Source organism: Paenibacillus sp. RC84, from assembly GCF_041260495.1.
GTDB lineage: Bacteria > Bacillota > Bacilli > Paenibacillales > NBRC-103111 > Paenibacillus_F.
In genome coordinates this window covers 308,642-327,407 of the sequence record NZ_JBGBYL010000006.1, presented here as the reverse complement: position 1 = coordinate 327,407, position 18,766 = coordinate 308,642, and the positions used below count along the sequence as shown (strand labels likewise).

The window sequence follows — 18,766 nt, the reverse complement described above, 5'->3', positions numbered from 1 at the left end:
AAATTAAAAGGAGGTGACCGCTCTGTTAGCTTTGAGCCGATATTTAAAACCTTACTGGAAAGCGGCCGTTCTCGCTCCGCTTCTGATGCTTCTTGAAGTCTACATGGACCTGCTCCAGCCCAGGCTGATGGCCGACATCGTCAATCAAGGCGTAGCGGCCGGGGATCTCGCCACGATAAGAAACACCGGGCTGCTTATGCTCGGCGTGGCTTTGGTCGGTCTGATCGGCGGGGCCGGATGCACCGTATACTCCAGCATCGCTTCGCAAAATTTCGGCGCCGATCTGCGGGACGATCTTTTCCGGAAAACCCAGACATTTTCTTTCCGGAATCTGGACAAGTTCAAATCGGGGTCGCTCATTACGCGGCTGACCGGAGACATCGTACAGGTCCAGACTCTGGTTCAGATGACCCTGCGGGTCCTCGTCAGGGCGCCTTTTCTCGCCATAGGCGGCGTCATTATGTCGTTTATGCTGAATCCGCGGCTTGCTTTGATCCTGGCCGCGGCCATTCCCGTTCTTTTTCTCGTGCTGTATTTGCTCATCCGCGTGTCCCAACCCCTCTTCTTAAAGGTTCAGGAAAAACTCGATCGGGTGAATACGGTCCTTCAGGAAAATCTGAGCGGAATCCGTGTGGTGAAGGCTTTCGTACGTTCCGATTTCGAGCGCAAACGCTTCGGCGAAGCAAACCGGGATTTCACGGATATCGCCCTGAAGGCGGCGCGGACGATCGCTTTGAACGCCCCCATTATGACGTTCATCATGAACGTCAGTCTGGTAGCCGTGCTCTGGTACGGCGGCGCCCAGACTTGGAATCTTTCTTTTCCCGTGGGAGATCTTATCGCCTTTCTCAACTATGTAACCCAGGTTCTCACTTCCCTGCTTACCGTAGGCATGATGATGATGTTTGTTACGAGAGCGAGAGCTTCCGCCGGGCGTATCAATGAAGTGCTCGAAGCAGAGCCGGAAATCGCGGACAAACCGGGCGCTTCCGCTAATGCCATCGGTGCGGGCCATATCGTCTTCGACCGCGTTTCTTTCGCTTACGACGAAGACGGCAAAGAGCTCGCCCTGAGAGACATCAGCTTCACGGTCGAACCGGGCCAAACGCTGGCCATTCTGGGCGCGACGGGTTCCGGCAAAACCTCCCTCGTCCATCTCATTCCGCGGTTGTACGACCCGGCGGCCGGACGTGTCCTTATTGACGGAACGGACGTGAAGGACATCGCTCTGGCGCACCTGCGCAGCCGTGTAGGCATGGTCCTCCAACAGGCTATTCTGTTCAGCGGCACCATCCGCGAAAATATTTCCTACGGCAAGCCGGACGCCACGCAGGAGGAAATCGAAGCGGCAGCCCGCGCAGCCGAGATTCATGCGTTTATCGCCGGTCTGCCGGAAGGCTATGACACCCTGCTCGGCCAGAGAGGCGTCAATCTCTCCGGAGGACAGAAGCAGCGCATCTCGATCGCCCGCGCCCTGCTGGTCCGGCCGGCGGTTCTCATCCTCGACGATTCCACGAGCGCGGTGGACCTGGCGACCGAAGCCCGCATCCAGCAGGCGCTGAAAGAGCGGATGGCGCACAGTACGTGCCTGCTTATCGCACAGCGCATCTCGTCGGTCGTCGACGCCGATCAGATTCTTGTGCTGGAAGACGGCCGTATCGCCGCCAGGGGCACGCACGCCGAGCTGCTGGCGGGAAGCCCCGTTTACCGGGACATTTACAAATCCCAACAGGGAAGGGAGGAAGTCATCCATGGCGCATAAACCCCAAGACAACGGTTCCTCCGCACCGGAACCCCCGATGGGCCTAGGCGGTCCTGCCGGCCGGGGTCCGGGTCCCGGGGGCCCGCGCATGACGCAGAAAGTACGCGCCAAGAACACGGGCGCTACGCTCGGCAGGCTGAGCCGGTATCTCGGACGCCAGCGCAAGGGACTGGCCGCGGTCGTCCTGCTGACCGTGCTCAGTGCCGGTGCCGGGCTGATCGCCCCTTACCTGCTCGGACGGGCCGTCGATGACTACATTCTCCCGCGGGATTACAGTGGCCTTCTGAAACTCTGCCTTCTTCTGCTCGGCATTTATCTGTTCAGCTCCGTGATGACCTGGTTTCAGACGTACGTTATGGCCGCCGTCTCTCAACGCACGGTGCAGAATCTGCGCCATGACTTATTCTCCCATCTGCAGAAGCTGCCGCTGAATTTCTTCGATAGCCGGACGCACGGAGAGCTGATGAGCCGCACGACCAACGATATCGAGAACGTCTCGAACACGTTAAATCAAAGTGTCATTCAGCTCATGACCAGCGTGATTACGATTGCAGGCTCGCTTGTGCTTATGCTGACCATGAACATCTGGCTCACGCTGGTCACGCTTCTTTCCGTGCCGGTGACCATTTATTTAACCGGACAGATCTCCCGGCGGACCCGTACCCATTTCAAGGGCCAGCAGAAAAGCCTGGGCGAGCTGAACGGATTTATCCAGGAAACGATATCGGGCCAGAAAGTGGTTCAAGTGCTGCGCCGGGAACGCCAGACAGCCGCCCGTTTCAAGGAGATCAACGACGAGCTGCGGGAAGCCGGGACGAAGGCTCAGATCTATTCGGGCATGGTAGGCCCCTTCAACAACGTGGTCAACAACTTCAGCTTCGCTCTTATCGCCGCAATCGGCGGATGGCTCGTGATCAGCGGCTGGACGACTCTCGGGGTCATTGTCAGCTTCCTGAATTATTCCAAGCAGTTCACGCGCCCGATCAACGATCTGGCGAATCAGTACAATCTGATCCAGTCCGGGATTGCCGGCGCCGAGCGGGTATTCGAAGTGCTCGATGCGACAACGGAGTATCCGGACACCCCGCAGCAGAAAAAGGGCAGCTCCGCTGAGGGCCGTCCTTTGAATGTGGCGGGTGAAGTTGTTTTTGAGGATGTCTCCTTCTCTTACAAGCCGGGTTCCCCTATTCTTACGGATATCTCCTTTACCGCGAAGCCGGGGGATACGATTGCTCTTGTAGGACCGACCGGAGCCGGCAAAACGACTATCGTCAACCTGCTCACCCGGTTCTATGAGATTGACGGAGGGGAGATCCGGATCGACGGAACCGATATCCGGGAGCTCGACAAGGACAGCCTCCGCGGCCAGCTCGGTATCGTTCTCCAGGACGCCTACCTGTTCTCGGATACACTCCGCGAGAACATCCGGTACGGGCGGCTGGACGCCACCGACGAGGAAGTAGAGGCTGCGGCCAGACTGGCGAACGCCGACAGCTTCATCCGCAAGCTTCCTCAAGGCTACGGCACGCTGATGTCCTCCGAAGGCGGCAATCTCAGCCACGGCCAGCGGCAGCTGATCACGATTGCCCGCGCCATTCTCGCCGATCCGGCCGTCCTCGTTCTGGACGAAGCTACCAGCAGCGTCGATACCCGGACGGAGATGCATATCCAGGAGGCGATGAACCTGCTGATGAAAGGGCGGACCAGCTTCGTCATTGCGCACCGTCTCAGTACGATACGCGACGCCGATCTTATCCTCGTCTTGAACGGAGGAAAGATTCTCGAGCGCGGAACGCACGAAGAGCTTTTGGCCGCCGGAGGGTTCTATTACGAGCTGTACAGCAGCCAATTCCGCGACGTGGTGTAACCCGCAAGCACGACAAACAAACCTCCGGCTCACTTATGGAAGTGAGACCGGAGGTTTTTTCGCGGGGCCAAGTTAACAATAAAAAGCCCCCGCAGCCGCGGTCATTCTCGTCCCCTCATGGGGTTACTTGAATGATGGCGGCCGTGGAGGCCGGTTTAAGCTTCCATGCAGCAATCGAACTCTTTACGCAAGCCCTTAATCGGCAGCTGAATGCTTTCAGACATGTATCGGTTAAGGTCTGACTTGCCGTTAATCGTCTATACGCACCACTTCGAGCTTCAGGTAACGGTTCTTCTCCCGCTCCAGCACCGTAAATTTCACGTTCTCATAGGTCAGGGATTCTCCTTCGGCGAGGTCGTCGCGATGACCGTACAGCCATCCGCCGATGGTATCCCATCTTTCGGTTTCAAGCTCCACAAGCAGTCGGTCGTTCACGATAGGAACGGACACTTTACCGTCCAATACGAGGTGCCCCTCGCCTTTTACCAGAATCTCCGGCTCTTCCTTCATATCGAATTCGTCACGGATTTCGCCGACGATTTCCTCCAGAATGTCCTCGATGGTAACCATACCCGAGGTGCCGCCGTATTCATCGATAAGAATCGCGATATGCGTGCCTTCTTTCTGCATCCTTTTCAAGAGCGCATTGACGGGAATCACCTCGGAAACCGCCATAACCGGCTGAATCAGCGTAGTGACATCAAGCTCCTCGTCATCCTCGTAAGCCAGGAAGAATTTCTTCGTATTCACAATCCCGATGACGTTATCCTTGCTCTCTTCGACAACGGGAAAACGGGTATACTGCTGTTCTTTGATAATCGCCAGGTTCTCTTCCCGGGTCTTATTCGCGTACAGACAGATCATATCGGTGCGGGGCACCATAATATCTTTGGCAAGCATATTGTCAAAAGCAAAGATCCGGCTGACGTAGCCGTACTCGGCCTGGTTAATTTTACCGCTTTCAAAACTTTCGTTAATAATAATCTGAAGTTCTTCTTCCGAGTGCGCTTCTTCATGCTCCGTTGCCGGCTTAATGCCGAATAGCTTGACAAGCTGGTTGGCGGAACCGTTCAGCACCCAGATAAAAGGATACATGACTTTGTTAAACCAGATGATCGGACGTGCGGTAAGCAGCGCCACAGCCTCTGTTTTGCGGATAGCGATCGTTTTCGGAGCCAACTCGCCGATTACGACGTGAAGGAAGGTGATCATAATGAAGGCGATAAGAAACGAAAGCAGTCCGGTTAACGATTCGTGCAGATGCAAGGATTCGAAAACGGGATGCAAAATTTTCTCGACCGTCGGTTCACCCAACCAGCCTAAACCCAGAGACGTAATGGTAATGCCGAGCTGACACGCGGACAAATATCCGTCCAGATTGGTAAGCACCTGCTTCACGGCCCTCGCGTTGCTTTTGCCTTCGGCGATCAACTGATCCACCCGGCTGCCCCGGAGCCGTACGACGGCGAATTCCACTGCCACGAAAAACGCGGAGAGTCCAATCAATAAGGCAATCATAAAAAGGTTTAACAAATAACTGTCACTTTCCATTTCGGTAATCTACTCCCTTAATATAAAGATAACCATTCCTTACGTGGACTCCAGGCTTATGGTTTCATTTCTCGGACCTAAAAAAACGGATTTTTTCCGCCAATATATTGAAGTCCGGAAGCTGGACAAAACCTTCTGGAAAGTTATAGGATGAATAGGAATGACTTCAAGATAGAGAAACGTTATTTCGATAAAGGATTGGTTTAAAGATGAAAAAACAGGTTTTTATGCTGACCTCTGCGCTTATTCTGCTTGCGGGCTGCGATAGTACGGGCACGGGAGAGAAAATTGAAACCGCGGGGACTCCGGTTTCTACGGCCGTAACGCCCTCGCCCGGGACGGGCGAAACGTCTGCACCCGTTACGCCATCATCCCGCATTGCAGGCACTACTGCGCCCACCCCAAAGCCTGTGGAGCTTCCATTCGTCACCCCGGTGTCTTCCATCCCGGCGAAACCTCCGACTCAAGAGGAAAAGGGCAAGTCCGGAACACTTGCGGACGCCAGCGGATCTATAGGCGGCGATGGTATGGCGGCCTTCGATTTTAAAGCCGGGGACGGCTTTCAGTTTTATCTGGAGAACAAAGGCACCCAACGCCTGTTTTATCGCGTGAACTATCCGAACGGGCAAAATCAGGTAGAGAGGACGATTCTTCAACCCGGAGAGTCCCATTCTTTTACTTATCAGAAAAGCAGCCCGGACCTGCCTGGAGTACACGGAGTCTATACGGTGTACATGTACAATGATGACGGATCAACCATCGACTACGCGCTGGTCGTGCGTATTTTAAATCTATAAAAAGAACCTCCGGACCGCTTGAAGAAAGCGAATTCGGAGGTTCTTTGCGATTAATGCAAGCTGTGTGAAGCCGAATCGGCGCTATAAGAAGCGTCTTCTCCGCGTTCTTTGCGGCCCATAAACGGCCACCAGTTGGCCGGACCGAACATCCGCACCATGACCGGAATAAACAGCGGCAGCATGATGAGCGCGTACAGGAACAGTCCGCACAGCACAATCGTGGCGATCTGCAGCAGGGACATAACGCCCGAAGGCAGCATCGCCGCAAACGTTCCGCCCAGAATGAGGGCGGCGGACATAATGACCGTCCCCATGTTTCTCATCGCTTCCAGAATCGCCTGCTGCGGAGACAGATGGCGGTATTCTTTGAACCGGTCCATGAGGAAAATGCTGTAGTCGATTCCGAGCGCCATTAGCATCACGAAACCGAAGAACGGAACGGCCCAGGAAATCCCGGAGTATCCGAGCATCCGTACGAAAATCACTTCCGTAATCGCCATAGACGTATAATACGTCAGCAGGAGCGAAAGAATCAGATAGATCGGAATGACAATCGAACGGAACAAGACGATCAATATAAGCGCAATCCCGATCAGCATGAGCATCGCGGTACGCGAGTAATCCGCTGCGGAGATGTTTTTCAAGTCGTTGTTCATGCTCGTGACGCCGTCTACGGCATAAGCCGCATTCTGGAGCGGAGTGCCTTTGACGGCGCGTTCCACGGCTGCCGTAAGCTCGCCGGACTGCTCCAGCGTCTCGACTTCGTATGGGTTGCCTTCGAAGATGACTTCGAACTTCGCGATCTTGCGGTCCTTGGACATGTACGCATCCAGCGAAGGCTGGAAGTCCGCTCCGGAGATGACGTCCTGCGGCATAAACCAGCCGCTGATCTGCTTGTTCGGCGCGGCCGACAGCTCCTTCAGGTAGTCCTGAGCGGATTTCAGGCCGCCGGATACCTGCGACAAGCCGTTTACGCTCTTGTCGAGGCCGCCCGTCAGCTCGCCGAGCTGGCCGTTCAGTTGGGCGAAGCCCTGCTGAAGCTCTTTCTGCCCGCTGCTCAGCTTGTCGAAGCCCTTGGTCAGCTCGGGCAGCTTCGCGACGATCCGGCCCTGGCCGTCGGCCGCCTGATCAATGCCGGCCTGCAGCTTGGCGATGCCGTCGGAGAGCTGAGCCAGCCCCTGCGCCAGCGCGGCCTGGCCGCCTGCGGCTTTCTCGAAGCCGGCGTTGGCCTGCTGAAGGCCCTGGCTGGCACCGGCAAGCTGCTGGTTCAGCTGCTTCAGCCCTTCGTCGAGCTGCGCCGCGCCCGTCTGAAGCTGGGTCACCGCGCCCTGCGTCTTGAGGAAGTCGGGGTCCGACTTCAGCTCGGGGTACTTCTGCGCGAGGCCGCCCAGCCCCTGGCCGACATCGCCGAGCCCTTGGGCCAGGCCGGAAGCCTGCGAGGCGACGTCGCCGTAAGCTTGGGTCAGCTGGCCGAGACCGCCGCCGACCTGCTTGTAACCGGCAAGCAGGTCACTGCTCGCCGCGGCGAGCTGATCCGCGCTTGCCTTGGCCTGCGCGAGCCCCGCGCGGAGCTCGCCCGCACCGGCGGAACCGCTGCGCAGGCCCGCCTCGAGACGCTCCAGCCCGTCGCCGAGCTGCACAACGCCCGTCTTGAGTGCGTTCGTGCCGTCCACGAGCTGCTTCGCGCCGCTCACGGCCTCGTTGAGCTTAGGCGCATTGGCGCTTAGCGCGCCGCTCGCTTCGGAGAGGCCTTTGCCGATCTCTCCGAGGCCGTCGCCGCTTTGGCCGAGGCCGCCCTCAAGCTTGTCGACCTGGGTGGCTACCTGCAGATCGTCAAGCGCTTCTCCCGTCGGGCGGGTTACGCTGCGGACGTTCTTGACGCCGTCTACCTTCGCCAGCTCGCGCGTGATCTGTTCGACGGCCGCCAGCCCTTCCGAGTTGTCGAGCGGCTTGTCGGTTTTCACGACGACGGTCGAAGGAAGCGTATCTCCGGGGCCGAAGCTGGAGGAGATCAGGTTAAACGCTTTGACCGAATCGTATTTCTCCCCGATTTCATCCAGGGAGTTAAAGGAAGTCGATCCCTTGTACGCGACCAAGAAAGGAACGATAATGACCGCGAGAATCACTAGGGACCAAAGCGGTTTTTTTAACGAAAAAGAACCTACGGCACCCCACAGGCGGCTCGGTTTATGCTCCAGGGAGCCTTTAGCCGGCCAGAAAATCACTTTGCCCAGAACGGCCATAAAGAACGGCACGAGCGTGACCAGCGCAAGCAGCATCACGGCCACGCCGACCGCCACGGCAACCGCCGATCGGTACAGGACGAAGGTCGAGAAGCCGATGGAAGCGAACCCGACCAGGACCGCCAGACCCGAGAAAAATACAGTCCGTCCCGCCGTCCGGTACGTGGCGAGAATCGCCTCCGTTTTATCTCCCGAATGGGCAAGCTCTTCCTTAAACCGGGAAATGAGCAGAATGCAGTAGTCCGTCCCGATCCCGAATAAGACGGCGACCAGGAATATCTGCGTAAAGTTCGACAGCGGAAAATCCGCAACCTTCACAAGAAAAGCCACGACGGATTGCGAGACCAGATAGCTGAAGCCCACCGTCAAAAGCGGAATAAAAGGCGCTACCGCCGAGCGGAATACGACAAAGAGGATGGCCAGAATGAAAATAACGGTGATGTACTCCGTTTTCTTAAGCCCATCCTGCGAGCTTGCCATGACATCCTCTTGGATCAGCCAGTTCCCGGTGAAATAGTGCTCCACCTTAACGTCGGAAACCGTGCCGTACAGCGCATTGCGGATTTCTTTGGCTTCCCGGCCGTCTTTGGCCGTATTCACCAGCACGAGCACGGTTTTCCCGTCCGCGGATACCATCTGCTTTTCCAGTTCCTTCTTGTCAAAATGCGTCATCACGCTTGTAACGCCGGCGGAATCCTTGGCGTTCTTGAGCTTGTCGACTCCCCGCTTGACTTCGTCAAGCTGAGCTTGCGTCAGTTTCTCCGTGCCGTGAAAGACCAGCACCGACGATTGCTCACCCTCGGCTTCCGGAGAGCCTTTCTTCATTTCCTCGATCAATTTGGACGCCTTCGTGGAAGAATACCCTTCCGGTACGGTAATCTGGCCTTTCTCCCGGACCAGCGATTCCATGTTCGGCGCAGTGAGCATCAGCCCCGCCGCTACGGCGATCCACAGCACCAATACGAGCCATCTGAGCTTCAATACGGTTCTCATCCCTTGTGTCTGCTCCCCTCATCCGTCTGCATTAAGACGTTCGCAAGTTTTTCAAAGGTCTCTATAAAAGCTATTGCTTCCTGCCCGTCAAAATGTTTGATAACGCCGGCCAGCAGCTCCTGAATGCGGAGCCGCATTTCGTTCACGGCCGCGGTTCCCTTGTCCGTCAGCGCCAAATAAGTCACTCTGCGGTCCTTGTCGTCCGGCAGCCGGGTAATAAGTTCCTTGTCGACAAGACGGGTGATAATCGCCGTAATGGAGCTTTTGCCCACGCAAAAAATTTCCGCCAGCTCAGAGGAGGTGCATTGGCCCCGTCTCTGCAAATAACGGAGGGTGGCGTACTGCTCCTGCGTCAGCTCCTCCGGCATCCGGTCCTTGATCATGGCGTTGAGCCGCCGGTTCACCGTAAAAATCGTGCTTTCGTAACGGTCGATAATCTGTGACAGTAAGGTTTCGTCCATAATAACCCCTTTCGATGTTCATGCTGTGCCTTCTATATAGTTCTATTATCATATAGTTCTACTATAGAATTATTCGATGAAAGAACTATAACAAATATTGCCTGCTCCGTCAACAAAAGCCGGTGAAAGGACGGCCCCGGGTGTCTCCTTTATTTTAGCCAAGCAAAAAAAGACTCCTCACCCGTAAGGCAGCTATCGTTCGATAGGCCCTTTCGTCAAGGAGTCTCTTCTGCTTTTATTTGATAAGATCAATCCGTTTCCGTTCTATCAACGTACAAGCTCGGGAGTTTTCTCGTCAATCGGCACAGTCGCGTCATGCAGATCCCGCTCCAGCTCCGCCGTATAAGCGGCGCGCTGCTCTTCCGTCCAGTTGAACCGGGATGCCATGTAATGGATCACCGGTTCTTTCCAAGCTCTCACCCACTTGATGTTGAAAAACACCGCGCCCGTCCGGCGGACGAAGAAGTCGGAAGGCTTGACGGTCATCTCCTGCTCGATGGAATACACGAGCGAACCGAACAGCGAGGCCGGCATCCGGAACGTCTCCGCTTCTCCCCGCTTCGTTTCGATCAGACGATACACCTTGTCGATGTTGGAGCCGTAGCGCTGGGCAAGCAGACGGGCTTCCATCACCGTCAGGCCGATCTTCTGCCCGTCCGCGACTTTCTGCTCCACGAACTGCGGGTAGCGGGCGGACCCGCCTACATCGCCTCCCGAGATGGGGAGCGTTCTCGTCTGGCATTCGGACACCTGAATGCCGCCCTCTTCCTGAAGCTGGCGGACGACCAGGTCCACGACGGTTTCGGCCATTTTCCGGTATCCGGTCAGTTTACCGCCCGCAATGGAGATCAAGCCGGAGTCCGAAACGAAAATTTCGTCCTTGCGCGAGATCTCCGACGGGTCCTTGCCCTCCTGGTGAATGAGCGGACGGAGACCGGCCCAGCTGGATTCGACGTCCTGCTCGGTCAGCCGGAGGCTCGGGAACATCTCGTTAGCCGCACGGATGATATACGTCCGGTCTTCCGTGGTCATGACCGGATGAGCGATATCCTCCTTATAGTTCGTATCGGTCGTGCCGATGTAGGTTTTGCCGTCTCTCGGAATGGCGAACAGCATACGGCCGTCCGGCGTGTCAAAGTAAATCGCCTGCCGCAGCGGGAACCGCTCCCCGTCGAAGACAAGGTGGACGCCTTTCGTCAGACGGAGCGTCTTCCCTTTCTTCGAGCCGTCGCGCTCGCGGAGAGTGTCCACCCACGGTCCGGCCGCATTGACGATCCGCTTCGCCCGGATCAGGTGCGTTTCGCCGGACAGCTGGTCGGCCACGCGTACGCCGGTCACCCGTCCGTTCTCGTACTCGAAAGCTTCCACTTTCGCATAGGACACGGCCTGCACGCCGAAATCGACGGCTTTCTTCATCACTTCGATCGTCAGACGCGCATCGTCCGTGCGGTATTCGACGTAGTAGCCGCCGCCTTTCAGATGCTTCTCCTTGAGCAGCGGCTCTTTATCCAGCGTTTCCTGCGGGCTCAGCATGCTGCGGCGCTCGCTCTTCTTCACGCCGGCCAGGAAATCGTACACCCGCAGGCCGATGGATGTCGAGAAAGCCCCAAACGTTCCGCCCTGATAGAAGGGCAGCAGCATCCATTCGGGCGTCGTTACATGCGGGCCGTTCTCGTATACGATGGCCCGCTCCTTGCCGACTTCCGCCACAACCTTGACTTCCAGCTGCTTCAGGTAACGCAGCCCTCCGTGGACAAGCTTGGTCGAGCGGCTCGACGTGCCCTGCGCGAAGTCCTGCATATCGACCAGCGCCGTTTTCAGTCCCCGGGACTGGGCATCGAGTGCAATCCCTGCGCCCGTAATGCCTCCGCCGATCACGAGCACGTCAAATATCCGGTCTTCCATTCTCCATAGGCTTTCTTTTCTTGTATCTCCCGAAAAAGCTGTTTCCATGTTGCTCTCCCCTCTGAGATATACAAAAAAACCACAAACATGCCGGCTACGTCCTGGACGTAACGGCTGTCGTGGTTTCTCCTGATCTCCAACCAAATGTATGAACTTATGTGATCATTTTACCATATTCCATCCGAACTTGAAAGCAATACGGCCAAAACGGGCTCACGCCTGATAGTGTTTCCAGAGCGAGCTGTCCGAGGTCGTCACGGCCGTGGCGCCCGCCTCCAGCGCGTTCTCGACATCGCTTACGGTCCGGATCAAGCCTCCGGCAACGATAGGGATGCCGGTAGCTTCGCCGACCTCCTTGATGATGTGGGGCATGACCCCCGGGAGGACTTCGATGTAATCCGGCTTCGTCCTCTCCAGAAGCGTGTAGCTTTTGCGAAGGGCGCTGGAGTCGAGGAGAAAGAGCCGCTGGATCGCCAGCAGTCCGTTCTCCTTCGTCTTCATGATGACGCTCGCACGCGTCGAAATCAGCCCGGTGGGCTTGATGTATTGGCAGAGGTACTCCGTCGCGTACTCGTCGTTCTTCAGCCCTTCCACAAGATCCACATGCAGAAGCGGCTTTTTGCCGTGGGATTTCGCCAGGTCCACAAGGCTTTTCAGCATGCCGATATGGCAGTCGAGCAGCACGATGTACTGGAACGGAGACGTCAGCAGCTTCTCCAGATCCTTGATTTTGCGAACAGCGGGCAGAACCCTCTGGTTGTTAAACGACATGGGCTTAACTCCTTTACTGCGGACTTACGAGCTGATCGTTTCGACCTCAACGGCCACCACGTCCGTGATGTGTTTGATCTTGGAATAAATGACCGTGGTCCGGTGCTTCTCCGGCGCGGAGACGACCAGTTGGATTTGCCTCAGTTCATCCTTCAAGTCCTTGATTTTGATGTGCTTCACTTTCAGGAACTCCTGATGAAGCTCGTCGATGACGTAGGACAGGTCGGCGTTGGGACTTACAATGATGAGAATGGCCAGGTTCCGCTCGCTCAGCTTGCGGGGCCCGAACCATTTGAAGAAGAGCGGAATCAGGTTGATCGCCATAATGATCAGCACGACCGCCGTAGCCGCTTCCTTGTAAAAACCCGCGCCCGCGGCGATGCCGAGCGCCGAAGCCGCCCATACCATCGCCGCGGTGGTCAGGCCGGAAATGATCTCGTTGCTGCGCCGCAGAATAACCCCGGCGCCGATAAAACCGACGCCGCTGATGATCTGCGCGGCCAGACGCATCGGGTCCATATTCGTCGTCCCGGGAATGGCATACTTATGCACGGATTCGATGGACACGATGGTGATAAGACAGCTGGCCACCGAGATGACCATGCTCGTTTTGAGGCCAAGCGGTTTATGCTTGAGCTGGCGATCGATCCCGATAAAGGCACCGAGGATGAGCGCCATAAAAAGCTTTTGAAGAAAAATGTAACTCATGCTGTACTCACTCCGCCGCTCCGCCTTGGAGCCATTCTTTCAACCGTCCGGGAAAATCGGTGATGATCCCCGATACCCCTTTCCCGTTCAATTCCTTAAAATCATGAACCTCGTTCGCTGTGTACGGATAGACTTTCAGCCCGTTCTCCACCGCTTTCGCGACGTCTTCCGCGTCAATCGCACGGAAGTGCGGATGCAGGGAATAAACCTCTACATCGAAGCTTCGCGCGTATGCGGTCGGGTCCAGCAGGTTGTTGGCATACAGCAGGCCGATTTTCGCCTTGGGCTCGATCAGCTTGAGCCGTCTGACGCTTTTGTGATCGAAGGAAGAAGTCACAACGTTGTCGATCCGCCCGCGTTCGCTCAGAAAGTCCGCCAGCTTCTGTTCCATGCCGTTGCCGGGCGCCTTAATTTCGATGTTGATCATGACCGAGGCGGGCACCAGGTCGAAGACTTCCGCCAGTGTAGGCACTTTTTCCCCTTTGTAAGCTTCCGAGTACCAGGAGCCGGCGTCGGCTTCTTTAATCTCGGCCAGTGTTTTCTCCGCGACGGCTCCCTTTCTGTCCGTGGTCCGGTCCAACGTATGGTCGTGGATAACGATCAGTTCCCCGTCGGCAGACAGATGGACGTCAAGCTCAATACCTTCACAGCCCTGCTCAAGTCCCAGCTTGAAAGCGCCGAGCGTATTTTCGGGCGACATGCCTTTGGCCCCGCGATGCGCGATAATCATCGGTTTGTTTGCTGTCATGATAATTCCCTACTCCCTCCGAAGCGTCGTTGTGATGGAATCTGTGGACGTAATCCGCCGTCTTCCTAAGTGTACTTCTCTTTCCCGGATAAAATATCCTCTCGCGGGCAATTCCATACGGCTTTACAAAATCGTTAAGCTGCCTGCGGCGAATAGAAAAAACACATAAGCCACCTGTCGCTAGACAAGCAACTTATGTGAGTCTCCTGTTCTCCGTCACATAGTATTAACTTGTACCCTATCATAGTTCGGTCCGCTTCATCTGTCAACGGATTTCCGGCCTATTTTTAACAAAGAAATGGAAATCCAGCAGGCTGTATCCGGTCTTTTATTTGACGGTTTTGTTGTACTTCTCGATCTTCGACGTGATGTCCTTCGCGGCCGCATCCAAGGCGTCCTTCGGAGACTTTTTGTTGTTCAGCACTTCCTCGATCGCTCCCTCGACAATCTGTCTGGCTTCCGGGAATACGCCCATGACGGCGCCCTGGGTAGCCGTGTTCAGCTTCGTCTGGTGCAGCTGGTCGACAGCGGTCTGGAACTGCGGGAAGCTTTTCATGTTGTCTTTGACGCTCTGCTCGTCGTACGCCTTCTTCGTGATCGGGAAGTAGCCGGTGTTGATGTGCCAGTACGCCTGCTCTTTAGGCGAAGTCAGGAACTTGATGAAGTCCCAGGTCGCTTTCTGCTCGTCGTCCGCACGGTCGTTCATGATCCACAGGCTCGCCCCGCCTACAACGACGCCTCCGTCTTTGGCGTTGGCCGGTTTCGGCAGGAAGCCGGTTCCGACTTCGAACTTGCCTTTGGAGCTGTCCACAAGGCCCTTCAGGGCTGCCGTGGAATCGAGAATCATGCCGACTTGGCCGGCGGAGAAAGCTTTCTTGGAGTCGTCCGTTTTACGGCCCAGGTTGTTCATCGCTTTGCTGTCCACCATGTTCTTCCACCAGGTCAGCGTCTGGACGCCCGCTTCGGAATTGACGAGCGACTGGGTCGCCAGCTCTTTGCGGCCGTTGTCGTTGTTGATATATTCCGCTCCCTGATTGGCGAAAAATTGCTCCATAAACCAGCCGTAAATCGCGAAGTTACCGCCGGTCGCCTTGCCCGTTTTCGAAATGGCTTCGGCCGCTTTCTGGAACTCTTCGTAGGTGGCCGGCGGCTTTTCCGGGTCGAGTCCGGCCGCTTTAAACAAGTCCTTATTATAGTAGAGAACCGGATTGGACGTGTTGAACGGCATGGAGAACAGCTTGTCGTTAAACGTGTAGTAGCCGGTAATGTTCGGCTCCAGCTGCGTCAGATCGTATTTGTCCGCATCTATGAAATTTTGCATAGGGGTAACCATCTTGGAGTCGATCATGAATCGGCTTCCGATTTCGTACATTTGTACGACGGATGGGCCTTCTTTCGTACCCATCGAAGCTTTCAGCTTGCTGAGCAGGTCGTCATAGGAGCCCTGGAATATCGCTTCCACTTTAATTTTGTCTTGGGAAGCGTTGTAATCGGCCACGAGCTGGTCGACGACTTTCGTGTTGGCTCCGCCCATGGCGTGCCAGAAAACGACTTTCTTCGGTCCGCTGCCGGAGCCGCTGTCCGCGCCTCCTTTGTCGCCCGTACCGGCGGTGTCCGATCCGCCGCAGCCGGCGGAGATGAGCATAACAGCCGTCAATAAAGAAGCAGCCATCCCTTTTTTATTCATAGCTATTTCTTCCCCCTAGTTAAACAAGATTGGTTTGGTTTATTTATGAATCATCCGCCGCCGGAAGACCGGCGGCAGATCAGACATCAGAATGAAGCTCCATCAGCCTTTGACCGCACCCGCCGTAATCCCTCTTACGAGCTGCTTGACGCCCAGCGCGAGCAGCAGGAAGGACGGCAGGAGGACGATGGTGATTCCCGCGAGAATCATGTTCCACGACATGACTTCCGCATGCTGGAGCATGGCGACGCCGATTTGAACGGTCCGCATGGACACCTTGTTCGTGATGAGCAAAGGCCAGAGGTAGCTGTTCCAGTGCGTCAGGAACTCATAGACGGCAAGCGTGGACAAAGCCGGCTTGGAGAGCGGCAGCACGATAGAGAAGAAGTTCCGCCAGTGTCCGCATCCGTCGATCTTCGCCGCATCGAACAATTCGTGCGGCAGTTGGAGGAAGAACTGGCGGAGCAGGAACACGCCGAAGGCCGCCGCCATGAAAGGCACGATCAGGCCCGGATAGCTGTCCATCCATCCCCAAGACTTGATCGTCAGGTAGTTCGGAATGATGGTGACTTCCCACGGGATCATCATGGTGGCCAGGAAAACCATGAACAGGGCATTTTTTCCGGTGAAATTCAGAAAAGAGAACGCGTAAGCCGCCATGGCGGACGTAATAACCTGGCTGACCATAATCGCGGACGACACGATAAAACTGTTCAGAATGAACTGAAAGACCGGAACGTTGTCGATAGCGGCTTTAAAATTCCCCCAGTAAAGCTGGCTCGGCACAATTGCCGGCGGGAACTTGGAAACTTCCTGCTCCGTCATAAACGAAGAGAGCACCGTGAACAGGAGCGGGTACAAGACCACCAGGGCCAGCACGATAAGAAGCAGGTAAAGCAGCGTGTTGTTCAGTCTCCGTGCGATCATTGATAATGCACCTTCTTTTCCAGAACCGTAAACTGCAGAACGGTCAATATCAGAATGATAAAGAAGAGAATGAGCGCCTCGGCGCTACCCGTTCCGAAACGGAAGTTGACGAAGGCTTCCTGGTAGATGGAGTATACGACCACATTCGTCGAGTCCATCGGTCCGCCTTTAGTCAGAATGTTGATTTGTCCGAACGCCTGGAATGCTCCGATCACCGATATGATAAGAGCGAAGAACAGAGTCGGGGACAGCAGCGGCAGAACGATCTGGATGAAGGTGCGCACCGGACCCGATCCGTCGATTTTGGCGCTCTCGTAAATTTCTTCCGGCACCCCCTGCATGCCGCTGGACAGGACGATAAACAGGAAGCCCATGTTCATCCAGACGGTCATGAGGGAAACGGAGATCAGCGCCCACGCGGGATCGGTCAGCCACGGAATGGCCTGAATGTGAACCAGGCTCAGGAAGTAGTTGAGCATGCCGGCCGTAGGGTGAAACAGCAGCAGCCAGATAATCGAGCCCGTACCTACCGAAATGACGAGGGGCAGGGAAAACACGAACTGGAAAATCTTCATCCCTTTCAGCTTGTTGTGTGTAATGGCCGCCAGGAGCAGAGCCCAGATGATACTAGTCGGCACGGTATATAAAATAAAGAGCAGCGTCACTTTCAGATCCGAATAAAACTGGCCCGACTGAAACAAATCGACGAAGTTATCAAACCATACAAATTCAGCGACACGCCCCCTCGGATCGGTGAGCGTCATGCTCAGGTAAACCGATCTCAACATCGGGTAGAACAAAAAGGTGGCGAAAATAATCAGGGACGGCGCCAGAAAGAAATACGCAAGCGCGTTTTCCCGCCATCTTTTCTTTTTTGATAAAACGCTTTCATGACTTGGCAAGCGGCATACCCCTCTCTCTCAATCGTGCTCTGTACCCTACCCGTCCGGAGGTTCATCTGCAGCTTGAACCGGTTCCCGGCTTCACCGATGGGAGTTCTCTTTGAAGGAGCGCATCAGGTAAAACGACGGATAGCCGTTATAATCCGACAGAAAAAAGATTCACATAAATTGCAAGGCCGCCTGGACCTTGCAACTTACGTGAATCTCCACTTCTCCGTCACAAATTATTAACTTATTTCATATCATAAGCGGTAAAATCGGTTATGTCAACGCTTACAGACCATTTTTTTACTAAGAAAAAAACGGAATCATCCTTTAAATAGATAATTCCGTTGCGGTTTATTTCATCATCGGAACGAAATCTATCCCGCAGCCCCCGCTCCTCCCCGTTTCCCGCTACCCCCAAACATCACTTTCTGTCCGGCATATCCGCCCGCAAAAATCAGCAAAGAAATCCAGGGCGATACGGTAAAGACAGGCAGGTAAGGCTTTAACAGCATCCCGGCAGCAGTCACCACTCCGATACTTACGATGTACAGCAGCAGAAAAAGCAGACGAAATTTACGCTCGCTCCCATTAAAGGCGGTTTTATTCATCAGAGCAAGAACCACCTTCACCACAAGGATGGAGTCAACGGCGGCAATAAACAGAAAAGCCGGGCTGACTTCGTTCATTCGCCCGACCCCGGCACCCGCCATTATCGTTAAAAAGCCGGTAACGGCGTAGGCCAGGAACATCCAGGTAAGGGTGATCCAGGGGATCATAACAACCATGCGGAACCGCTCCGCTCGGCCCCGAGAAGGCAGCTGGGAAACAAGATCCTTACAGTATTCGAGAGGATCGGTTCCGAATACGACGCGGGCGCTGCGTCCTTCCTTCTGCGCCTGCAGCAAGTGCTGGAGCATTTCAAGGAGCAGTTCTTCCCCCTGTCTCTCATCGATATCGCTCGTGCGGATATAAACAAGCATGCCTCCGTAGTACTTTTTATTTTCCTCATTGAGCTGCTGCTGCAGCTTGGCATTTTCAGCACTCATTTGACTTGTATTCATCGGGATTGCCCTCCTTCTAAAATGTGATCCACACTCCGCTTCATTGCGCTCCAGTTGTCATGGAACTGAGCCAGCACCTCCCCGCCCGCTTTCGTAAGCCGGTAATATTTCCTTGGAGGGCCTCCGGAACGCGTGTCGGCCTTCATATAGCCCTCAATCCATTTCTCCTTCTGCATGCGGAGCAGTAGCGGATAAATGCTTCCTTCGCTGACATAGTCGAATCCGCTTTCCTGAAGCTTCCGGGACAGTTCGTAACCGTAGACTTCATTCTGCGAGATGATTGCGAGAATACACCCCTCCAGGATCCCCTTTAACATCTGTGTGTACGTAGAAATGTAAATCATCCCCTCAATCCGCACTTATTCATTGCGCATCTAACTAACTTGCATTACAAT

15 protein-coding genes are annotated in these 18,766 nt (G+C 55.3%); 3 read left to right on the top strand and 12 right to left on the bottom strand.

The genetic code is table 11. From position 1 onward, the window contains the following. Positions 1-85: 85 nt before the first annotated feature. Complete coding sequence (locus ABH899_RS16140) at positions 86-1,762, top strand: ABC transporter ATP-binding protein (RefSeq protein ID WP_369998253.1); 1,677 nt, start codon at positions 86-88, stop codon at positions 1,760-1,762. After that, positions 1,752-3,629, top strand: a complete 1,878-nt coding sequence (locus ABH899_RS16135) for an ABC transporter ATP-binding protein (protein ID WP_369998067.1) — start codon at positions 1,752-1,754, stop codon at positions 3,627-3,629. Before ABH899_RS16140 ends, ABH899_RS16135 begins: the two co-directional genes overlap by 11 nt. 249 nt (positions 3,630-3,878) lie before the next feature. Here ABH899_RS16135 and ABH899_RS16130 read toward each other — a convergent pair whose 3' ends face one another. Further along, complete coding sequence (locus ABH899_RS16130) at positions 3,879-5,180, bottom strand: hemolysin family protein (RefSeq protein WP_369998064.1); 1,302 nt, start codon at positions 5,178-5,180, stop codon at positions 3,879-3,881. 209 nt (positions 5,181-5,389) lie between these two features. Here ABH899_RS16130 and ABH899_RS16125 point away from each other — a divergent pair, with 209 nt between their 5' ends. Beyond that, complete coding sequence (locus tag ABH899_RS16125) at positions 5,390-5,977, top strand: hypothetical protein (protein ID WP_369998061.1); 588 nt, start codon at positions 5,390-5,392, stop codon at positions 5,975-5,977. A 50-nt stretch (positions 5,978-6,027) separates the two neighbouring features. On the opposite strand, the gene ABH899_RS16120 is transcribed toward ABH899_RS16125, so the two are convergent. The 11 genes from ABH899_RS16120 to ABH899_RS16070 form a co-directional block, all read right to left on the bottom strand. Next, a complete protein-coding gene (locus tag ABH899_RS16120) occupies positions 6,028-9,213 on the bottom strand; it encodes an efflux RND transporter permease subunit (protein WP_369998058.1) in 3,186 nt (1,061 codons plus the stop codon). Beyond that, positions 9,210-9,674, bottom strand: a complete 465-nt coding sequence (locus ABH899_RS16115; RefSeq protein WP_369998055.1) for a MarR family winged helix-turn-helix transcriptional regulator — start codon at positions 9,672-9,674, stop codon at positions 9,210-9,212. The genes ABH899_RS16120 and ABH899_RS16115 overlap by 4 nt, the downstream gene beginning before the upstream one ends. 267 nt (positions 9,675-9,941) lie before the next feature. Beyond that, a complete protein-coding gene (locus ABH899_RS16110; RefSeq protein ID WP_369998052.1) occupies positions 9,942-11,627 on the bottom strand; it encodes a glycerol-3-phosphate dehydrogenase/oxidase in 1,686 nt (561 codons plus the stop codon). A 165-nt stretch (positions 11,628-11,792) separates the two neighbouring features. Then, positions 11,793-12,350: a glycerol-3-phosphate responsive antiterminator gene (locus ABH899_RS16105; protein ID WP_009675896.1), complete on the bottom strand. Its 558-nt coding sequence runs from the start codon at positions 12,348-12,350 to the stop codon at positions 11,793-11,795. A 24-nt stretch (positions 12,351-12,374) separates the two neighbouring features. Then, a complete protein-coding gene (locus ABH899_RS16100; RefSeq protein ID WP_218230538.1) occupies positions 12,375-13,058 on the bottom strand; it encodes an MgtC/SapB family protein in 684 nt (227 codons plus the stop codon). A 7-nt stretch (positions 13,059-13,065) separates the two neighbouring features. Further along, complete coding sequence (locus tag ABH899_RS16095; RefSeq protein ID WP_369998047.1) at positions 13,066-13,806, bottom strand: glycerophosphodiester phosphodiesterase; 741 nt, start codon at positions 13,804-13,806, stop codon at positions 13,066-13,068. A 328-nt stretch (positions 13,807-14,134) separates the two neighbouring features. Further along, positions 14,135-15,493 (bottom strand): ABC transporter substrate-binding protein, encoded by a 1,359-nt coding sequence (locus ABH899_RS16090; RefSeq protein WP_369998044.1) that lies wholly within the window; start codon positions 15,491-15,493, stop codon positions 14,135-14,137. Between the two features lie 102 nt (positions 15,494-15,595). Beyond that, positions 15,596-16,420, bottom strand: coding sequence for a carbohydrate ABC transporter permease (locus ABH899_RS16085; protein WP_009675994.1), 825 nt, complete (start codon positions 16,418-16,420; stop codon positions 15,596-15,598). Then, positions 16,417-17,322, bottom strand: a complete 906-nt coding sequence (locus ABH899_RS16080; protein ID WP_009675964.1) for a carbohydrate ABC transporter permease — start codon at positions 17,320-17,322, stop codon at positions 16,417-16,419. The genes ABH899_RS16085 and ABH899_RS16080 overlap by 4 nt, the downstream gene beginning before the upstream one ends. A 362-nt stretch (positions 17,323-17,684) precedes the next feature. Further along, positions 17,685-18,371: a DUF1129 family protein gene (locus ABH899_RS16075; RefSeq protein WP_369998040.1), complete on the bottom strand. Its 687-nt coding sequence runs from the start codon at positions 18,369-18,371 to the stop codon at positions 17,685-17,687. Next, the gene (locus tag ABH899_RS16070; RefSeq protein WP_369998037.1) at positions 18,368-18,715 is read right to left on the bottom strand and encodes a PadR family transcriptional regulator; all 348 of its coding nucleotides are present in this window, start codon (positions 18,713-18,715) and stop codon (positions 18,368-18,370) included. Before ABH899_RS16070 ends, ABH899_RS16075 begins: the two co-directional genes overlap by 4 nt. Positions 18,716-18,766: the final 51 nt, after the last annotated feature.

What these genes read in the sequence shown, in the direction of transcription:
- ABH899_RS16140 (WP_369998253.1), top strand. Translation starts at nt 86, where the DNA reads ATGCTTCTTGAAGTCTACATGGACCTGCTCCAGCCCAGGCTGATGGCC.
- ABH899_RS16135 (WP_369998067.1), top strand. Translation starts at nt 1,752, where the DNA reads ATGGCGCATAAACCCCAAGACAACGGTTCCTCCGCACCGGAACCCCCG.
- ABH899_RS16130 (WP_369998064.1), bottom strand. Translation starts at nt 5,180, where the DNA reads ATGGAAAGTGACAGTTATTTGTTAAACCTTTTTATGATTGCCTTATTG.
- ABH899_RS16125 (WP_369998061.1), top strand. Translation starts at nt 5,390, where the DNA reads ATGAAAAAACAGGTTTTTATGCTGACCTCTGCGCTTATTCTGCTTGCG.
- ABH899_RS16120 (WP_369998058.1), bottom strand. Translation starts at nt 9,213, where the DNA reads ATGAGAACCGTATTGAAGCTCAGATGGCTCGTATTGGTGCTGTGGATC.
- ABH899_RS16115 (WP_369998055.1), bottom strand. Translation starts at nt 9,674, where the DNA reads ATGGACGAAACCTTACTGTCACAGATTATCGACCGTTACGAAAGCACG.
- ABH899_RS16110 (WP_369998052.1), bottom strand. Translation starts at nt 11,627, where the DNA reads ATGGAAACAGCTTTTTCGGGAGATACAAGAAAAGAAAGCCTATGGAGA.
- ABH899_RS16105 (WP_009675896.1), bottom strand. Translation starts at nt 12,350, where the DNA reads ATGTCGTTTAACAACCAGAGGGTTCTGCCCGCTGTTCGCAAAATCAAG.
- ABH899_RS16100 (WP_218230538.1), bottom strand. Translation starts at nt 13,058, where the DNA reads ATGAGTTACATTTTTCTTCAAAAGCTTTTTATGGCGCTCATCCTCGGT.
- ABH899_RS16095 (WP_369998047.1), bottom strand. Translation starts at nt 13,806, where the DNA reads ATGACAGCAAACAAACCGATGATTATCGCGCATCGCGGGGCCAAAGGC.
- ABH899_RS16090 (WP_369998044.1), bottom strand. Translation starts at nt 15,493, where the DNA reads ATGAATAAAAAAGGGATGGCTGCTTCTTTATTGACGGCTGTTATGCTC.
- ABH899_RS16085 (WP_009675994.1), bottom strand. Translation starts at nt 16,420, where the DNA reads ATGATCGCACGGAGACTGAACAACACGCTGCTTTACCTGCTTCTTATC.
- ABH899_RS16075 (WP_369998040.1), bottom strand. Translation starts at nt 18,371, where the DNA reads ATGAATACAAGTCAAATGAGTGCTGAAAATGCCAAGCTGCAGCAGCAG.
- ABH899_RS16070 (WP_369998037.1), bottom strand. Translation starts at nt 18,715, where the DNA reads ATGATTTACATTTCTACGTACACACAGATGTTAAAGGGGATCCTGGAG.